The organism is Streptomyces sp. NPDC001568 (assembly GCF_042893755.1).
GTDB lineage: Bacteria > Actinomycetota > Actinomycetes > Streptomycetales > Streptomycetaceae > Streptomyces.
On sequence record NZ_JBIAVF010000046.1, the window covers coordinates 1 to 7838 of the forward strand.

Annotated in this window: 1 protein-coding gene and 1 pseudogene; both read left to right on the forward strand. The window is 70.9% G+C overall.

From position 1 onward, the window contains the following. A partial coding sequence (locus ACFY0I_RS39795; RefSeq protein WP_388904712.1) for a type I polyketide synthase occupies positions 1–5919 on the forward strand: 5919 nt, incomplete at its 5' end. A 44-nt stretch (positions 5920–5963) separates the two neighbouring features. Further along, positions 5964–7838 (forward strand): annotated as a pseudogene (locus ACFY0I_RS39800) (type I polyketide synthase); the annotation flags it as partial.

The window sequence follows — 7838 nt, forward strand, 5'->3', positions numbered from 1 at the left end:
CTTGAGGGTCCGGCGGTGACGGTGGACACGGCGTGTTCGTCGTCGTTGGTGGCGATGCACTTGGCGGCGCAGGCGTTGCGTTCCGGTGAGTGTTCCCTGGCTCTGGCGGGCGGTGTGACGGTGATGTCGACGCCGGGTGCGTTCGTGGAGTTCAGTCGGCAGCGCGGTCTGGCACCTGATGGCCGGTGTAAGCCGTTTGCGGCGGGTGCGGATGGTACGGGCTGGGGTGAGGGTGTCGGTCTGGTGCTGCTGGAGCGGTTGTCGGACGCGGTGGCGAACGGTCACGAAGTGTTGGCGGTGCTGCGTGGTTCGGCGGTGAACCAGGACGGTGCGTCGAATGGTCTGACGGCGCCGAACGGTCCGTCGCAGCAGCGGGTCATCCGGCAGGCGTTGTCCAACGCCGGACTCGGTACCGGTGATGTGGATGTGGTCGAGGCGCACGGCACCGGTACCACGCTGGGTGACCCGATCGAGGCGCAGGCACTACTGGCGGCGTACGGGCAGGACCGACCGGAGGGCCGCCCCCTGTGGCTCGGATCCGTCAAGTCGAACATCGGCCATACGCAGGCGGCTGCGGGTGTGGCCGGTGTGATCAAGATGGTGATGGCCATGCGGCACGGGCACCTGCCCGAGACGCTGCACGTGGACGAGCCGTCACCGCACGTGGATTGGTCGGCCGGTGACGTGCGGCTGCTCACGGAGTCGGTTCCGTGGCAGACCGATGGGCGGGCGCGGCGCGCGGGTGTGTCCTCGTTCGGTGTGAGCGGCACGAACGCGCACGTGATCGTGGAGGAAGCGCCTGCTGTCGAGCTTGATGCTGTGCCCGCGGTGACGGTTTCCGGGCCGGTGCCGTGGGTGGTTTCCGCGCGCGGAGAAGCGGGGCTGGGTAGGCAGGCGGCTCGGTTGGCGGAGTTCGTCCGGGGCCGTGAGGGTGTGGATATCGGGCGTGTGGCTGCGGAGTTGGCCCGTCGTGCGGTGTTGGAGGACCGGGCGGTCGTGGTGGGCGAGGACACCGCCGATCTGGTGGCGGCGCTGGAAGCGCTCGCCGAGGGCACTTCGATTGACGGGCTTGTGATCGGTTCCCCTGTGCTGGGGAAGACGGCGGTGTTGTTCACGGGGCAGGGCTCGCAGTTCGCGGGGATGGGAGCCCGGTTGTACGAGCGGTTCGAATCGTTCGCCAGCGCGGTGGACGAAGTCTGCGCCGTGGCGGATGGGTTGTTGCCGGAGCCGTTGCGTCCGGTGCTCTTCGGTGAGGGTGGTCGTGGTGACCTGATCGATGAGACGGTGTTTGCGCAGGTGGGGCTGCTTGCGTTGGAGGTGGGGCTGTGGCGTGTCCTGGTGGAGTGTGGTGTTCGGGCGGATGTGTTGGTGGGGCATTCGGTCGGTGAGATCAGCGCGGCGGTCGCGGCGGGTGTGCTGAGCCTGTCTGATGCCGTTCGGTTGGTGTGTGTGCGTGGCCGGTTGATGCAGGGTGTCGCTGGTGACGGTGTGATGGTCTCGGTTGCCGCGCCCGCCGATGAGGTCCGGGCCCGGATCGCGGGGGTGGCCGGGGTGTGGGTGGCTGCGGTGAACGCGTCGGATTCGGTCGTGTTGGCCGGTGAGGGGGATGCGGTACGGGGTGTGGTCGCGGAGCTGGAGGCCGAGGGGTTGCGGACTCGGTGGCTTCCGGTTGGGCATGCCTTCCATACGCCTTTGATGGCTCCGATGTTGGAGGATTTTGCCGCTGCGATCGCCGATGTGGAGTTCGCGGCGCCTGAGATTCCGATTGTCTCGACGGTGTCCGGGGATCTGGCCGGCACCGACTTCGGTAGCCCTGCCTATTGGGTGGGGCATGTGAGTCAGCCCGTCCGGTTCGCCGAAGCAGTCGAGAAGGCACGTGAGTTGGGGGTTCGGGTCTGGGCGGAGGTTGGTCCGCAGCCTGCTCTGTCCGCTGTGATGGAGGAGCGTGGGGGTGAGGCGGTCGCGAGCTTCATGCGGCGTGATCGTGACCAGGCCACCAGCCTGCTGACGGGCCTGGCCCGCCTGCACGTGCATGGGGTCGCCGTGGAGTGGGACCGGTGGGTTCCCCGTGCCAGTCGGCTTGTTGAGGTGCCGACGTACGCCTTCCAACGTCGCCGCTACTGGGCGGGGGACATCGCCGGAGCTTCCGCAGGTTCACTGTCGGGTGTGGGCTTGTCGACGGCCGATCACCGTCTCCTGGGCGCACGGGTGTCGCTGGCCGATGGTGGCGCTGTGTTCACGGGGCGGCTGTCGACCTCCACGCAACCCTGGCTGGCGGATCACGCCGTGACAGGCGTGGTCCTGCTGCCCGGGACCGCGTTCGTCGACTTCATGGCGTACGCGGGCCAGCAGATGGGGTGCCGTCAGGTGCGGGAGTTGACTCTCCAGGCGCCACTGCTGGTGCCCGAGGGCGGGCCCGGGGTGACGGTCCAGGTCGTGGTCGCCGCCCCCGACGAGCACGGACAGCGGACGGTCGACATCCACTCCCGCCCCGACACCGAAGCCGGCGAGTGGACCCGGCACGGCACCGGTGTTCTCGCGGAGGCGCTCGAAACTCCCGATACGGCTTGGACCTGGCCCCCTGCGGGCGTCCCGGTCCCGGCGGAGGACATCCATGGCGGGCTGTCGGAGGCGGGGTTCGATTACGGGCCGGTGTTCCGGGGGCTGAGGCACGTCTGGCAGGACGGTGAGGACGTCTACGCGGAGGTCGTGCTGCCCGACGATCCGACCGGCTTCGCGCTTCACCCGGCCTTGCTGGACGCCGCGCTCCACGCCCTCGCCGCCGCCCCGGGTGACGCAGAAACCGACGCCACGGGCGGCACCCTCGAAGGCGGGCTCCCCTTCGCTTTCACCGGTGTGCGGGTGCACCGGCCCGGGGCTTCGACGCTGCGTGTGCGACTGCGCCGGCAGGGGGAAGACGGGGTTGCGCTGGAGGCCGTCGACGCCGACGGAGACCCCGTCGTGTCCATCGACTCGTTGGTGTTCCGGCCGGTCAGCCATGCCGACCTCGCCGCCCCCGGGGCGTCCGACGGGGACCTGTACCACCTGCGCTGGACGCCGGTCCCGGCCCCGGTAGAGGGCCCGGTCGGCGCGCAGCCGGTCGGCCACGTACACGCCGTCCCCGACATCGCCGCGGCCTCCGCAGCGGTACGTGGTGGAACGTCCGATCCGCACTGGGTGGTGCTGCCCTGCCGCGCCACCGAGCAGGGATCGATTCCGGAACGTGCGCGCGCGCTGACCGTTCGGGCACTCGGCCAGGTGCAAGCCTTCCTCGACGCACCTGAAATGTCCGGACGGAAGCTGGTCGTCCTGACCCGGGGCGCGGTCGCGGCCGACGAGGGCGACCGTGGTGTCGACATGTCCGCGGCGGGCGTCTGGGGGTTGGTGCGCTCGGCCCAGTCGGAGCACCCGGATCGGCTGGTTCTGCTGGACGTCGACACCGAGGTGGACGACGAAGAGTGGCCCGCCCTGCTGTCCGCCGTCTCCGCCGCCCCCCTGCCCCAGCTCGTCCGGAGGGGCGGGACGCTATTGACGCCGCGCCTGGAAGCCTCCGACGGCAACGGCAACGGCAACGGCAACGGCAACGGCAACGGCAACGGCAACGATGACGCTGACCTGACCGTGCCCACGCAGGGTCCGTGGCGGCTCACGGCGGGCTCCGGCGGAACGCTCGCGGAACTCGCACTGGTCGAAGCCCCGTTGACGCCCGGCCAGTCCCTCGGCGCGGGCCAGGTCCGGGTATCGGTGCGCGCGGCCGGACTCAACTTCAGGGACGTGCTCATCGCGCTCGGCATGTACCCCGGCGCCGCTTCGATCGGCGGCGAGGGTGCGGGCGTGGTCACCGAGCTCGGTCCGGGCGTCACGGGGCCGGCGGTCGGGGACCGGGTGATGGGGTTGATGCCGGACTCGTTCGCCGAGAGCACGGTCGCGGACGCCCGCATGGTCGTCCGCATACCCGACGGTTGGACCTTCCAGGAGGCGGCCTCCGTACCCATCGCCTTCCTCACCGCCCGGTACGCCCTTGAGGACCTCGCGGGTCTGCGTGGGGGTGAGCGGGTGCTGATCCATGCGGGTGCGGGTGGTGTGGGGATGGCGGCCGTGCAGCTTGCGCGGCATCTCGGTGCGGACGTGTTCGCGACGGCGCATCCTTCCAAGTGGGGGGTGTTGCGGGGGCTGGGGTTGTCGGAGGATCGCATCGCCTCGTCCCGTGATCTCGGTTTCCGTTCGGCGTTCCTGGACGTGACGGGTGGTGCGGGCGTTGATGTGGTGTTGAACTCGCTGGCGGGCGAGTTCGTGGACGCTTCGTTGGAACTGCTGCCGAGGGGTGGCCGGTTCATCGAGATGGGCAAGACCGATGTCCGGGAGGCGGCTTCGTTGCCGTCCGGGGTCCGGTACCGCACCTTCGACCTCTCCGAACCGGAGCCCGACCGAATCGGGACGATGCTGACGGAACTGCTCACGATGTTCCGCAGCGGCACGCTGCGGCTCCTCCCGCTGACCTCGTGGGACGTGCGCAGGGCCCCGGCCGCTTTCGGGCACGTCCGGATGGCCCGGCACACCGGCAAGGTCGTCCTCAACGTACCCGCGCCGCTCGACCCGAACGGCACCGTCCTGATCACCGGCGGTACCGGAGCGTTGGGCGCTCTGGTCGCCGAGCACTTGGTCACCACGCACGGCGTGCGGCACCTGCTGCTCGTCGGCAGGCGCGGCCCGCAGGCGTCGGGGGCCGCTGAACTCGTCCGGCGGCTGCGGCAGCTCGATGCCGATGTACGCGTCGTGGCGGCCGATCTGACACGCCGCGAGAAGACCGCGGAGGTCCTCGCACAGGTCGGTACGGACCATCCGCTCACCGGCGTCGTGCACGCGGCGGGCATCGCCGACGACGGCGTCCTCGGTTCGCTGACACCCGACCGGGTCGAGCGGGTCATGGCCGCCAAGGCAGACACGGCCTGGCATCTGCACGAGCTGACCCGGGACGCGGACCTGGCGATGTTCACCCTGTTCTCGTCCGCCTCCGGAGTGCTCGGCTCCCCGGGCCAGGCCAACTACGCCGCGGCGAACACCTTCCTGGACGCCTTGGCCGAGCACCGCAGGGCGCACGGACTGGCGGCGCAGTCGTTGTCCTGGGGGCTGTGGGCACGACGCAGCGTCATCAGCGGTCACCTCACCGACGCGGATCTGGCCCGGGTGGCCCGGGCCGGGATGGTGCCCCTCAGCGATGAGCACGGGCTGCGTCTGCTGGACGGTGCGCGCGACCGCTGCGGGCGCGCGCACGTCGTACCGGTACTGCTCGCACCGGGGCACCGGCACACCCATCCGCTGCTGGCACATCTCGGCGGCCCCTCCCGCCCGGCGCGCACCGTCACCCGCGGCGGCGCGGCCGGCGCACCGTCCGTACCGTGGGCCGATCGGCTCCGCGGGCTGTCCGCGGAGGAGCAGCGACGGATGCTGCTGACCTTGGTGCGGGAGCAGTCCGCGGCCGCCCTCGGGCACATGACCACGGACGCCATAGGCGCCCGGAAGCCGTTCAAGGAGCTCGGGTTCGACTCGCTCACCGGAGTCGATGTGCGCAACCGGATCGGCGCCGCGACGGGGGTGACGCTGCGTGCCACCGCGGTGTTCGACTTCCCCACGCCCGCCGCGCTCGCCGACCACCTGTGGGAGACCCTCAGGCCGGACGACGGCGCGGGAGAACCCCCGATCATCGCCGATCTGGCCCGCCTGGAGGCCGCGCTGACACAGGCCCCGCACTCCGGTGACCTGGGTGGCGAGATCACCGCCCGGCTGGAGGAGATCCTCTGGACCTGGCGGGACAGGGCGGAGGGAAGGCCGGTCACCGAGGAGGGTGACGACGATCTGGCCGCCGCCACCGATGACGAGATGTTCGCCCTGATCGACGAAGAACTCGGCAGGCAGTGACGTGCGCTCTCGCCTGTCCGCCGCACGCAAGGAGTGAGGTCCGTATGTCAGACAACCAGAGGCTGCGGGAATACCTGAACAAGGTCATGGCCGACCTGCGCCAGACCCGGAAGCGGTTGGAGGAGGCCCGGTCCACCGAGGTCGAGCCGATCGCCATCATCGGGATGAGCTGCCGGTTCCCCGGAGGGGTGGAGACTCCCGACGGTCTGTGGGAACTGGTCGCCGGGGAGCGCGCCGCGATCACCACGTTCCCGCGGGACCGCGGCTGGGACGTGGACGCCCTCTACGACCCGGACCCCGAACAGACCGGCACCACCTACGCCCGCGCGGGCGGGTTCCTCACCGACGCGGGCGGCTTCGACGCGGAGTTCTTCGGCATCAGCCCGCGCGAGGCGCTGGCGATGGACCCGCAGCAGCGGCTGCTGCTCGAACTGTCCTGGGAGGTGTTCGAGGCCGCGGGCATCGACCCGACCTCGGTGGCCGGGCGGCCGGTCGGCACGTACGTCGGCACCTCCACCTCCGGCTACGGGATCACGATGGCCGACGCGCCGTCAGGGGTGGAGGGGTACCTGCTGACGGGCAGTGCGGCGGCCGTCGCCTCCGGGCGGATCGCGTACACCCTCGGCCTGGAGGGTCCGGCGGTCACGGTCGACACGGCGTGCTCGTCGTCGCTGGTCGCCATGCACCTGGCCGCGCAGTCCCTGCGGTCCGGCGAGAGCGATCTCGCCGTGGCCGGCGGTGCCACCGTCATGTCCAGTCCGGGCACGTTCGTGGAGTTCAGCCGACAGCGGGGCCTTTCGCCGGACGGGCTGTGCAAGCCGTTCGCGGCGGCGGCGGACGGCACCGGCTGGGGCGAAGGCGCCGGGCTGCTCCTGCTGGAGCGGTTGTCCGACGCCCTGGCGAACGGTCGCAGGGTGCTCGGCGTGCTGCGGGGCTCGGCGGTCAACCAGGACGGTGCCTCCAACGGTCTGACGGCGCCGAACGGCCCCTCGCAGCAACGCGTGATCCGGCAGGCGCTGCGCAACGCGCGGCTGACCGCCTCGCAGGTGGACGTGGTGGAAGCGCACGGCACCGGCACCACACTCGGCGACCCCATCGAGGCCCAGGCCCTGCTGGAGACGTACGGTCAAGGCCGCTCTCAGGGCACCCCTTTGTGGCTGGGCTCGGTGAAGTCGAACATCGGTCATACGCAGGCGGCGGCGGGTGTGGCCGGTGTGATCAAGATGGTGATGGCGATGCGGCACGGGAAACTGCCGGCGTCCCTGCACGTGGACGATCCGTCGCCGCACGTGGATTGGTCGGCGGGTGACGTGCGCCTGCTCACGGGAGCCGTGCCCTGGCTGGGCGACGGGCATCCGCGCCGGGCGGGAGTGTCCTCGTTCGGGGTGAGCGGCACCAACGCGCACGTGATCCTGGAAGAGCCGCCCGTCGCGGAGCCGAAGGCCGACGCGCCGGTGGAAGCGTCGGGTCCGCTGCCGTGGGTGCTGTCGGGGCGCGGGGACGAGGGACTTCGCGGCCAAGCCGCTCGGCTCGCCGACCTCGTGCGGGAGCGGCAGGCCGTGGGTACGGCTGATCACGCCTGGCTCGCCGGTGTGGCCGCGGGGTTGGCCGGAAGGGCCGCCCTCGAGCAGCGGGCTGTGGTCGTGGGCTCGGACGCGGACGAGCTGCTGGCGGGACTGGACGCGCTCGCCGTTGACGGGCAGCCACTGCCCGCGAGCACCGACTCCGGCGTGGTCTTCGCGTTCCCCGGCCAGGGGGGCCAATGGGCTGGGATGGGCGCGGAGTTGCTGCGGTCCAACGCTGTGTTCGCGGAGCGGATGGCGTTGTGTGAGCGGGCGTTGGATCCGTTCGTGGATTGGTCGTTGTGTGGGGTGTTGGCGGGTTCGGATGAGGTGTGGTTGGGCCGGGTGGATGTGGTT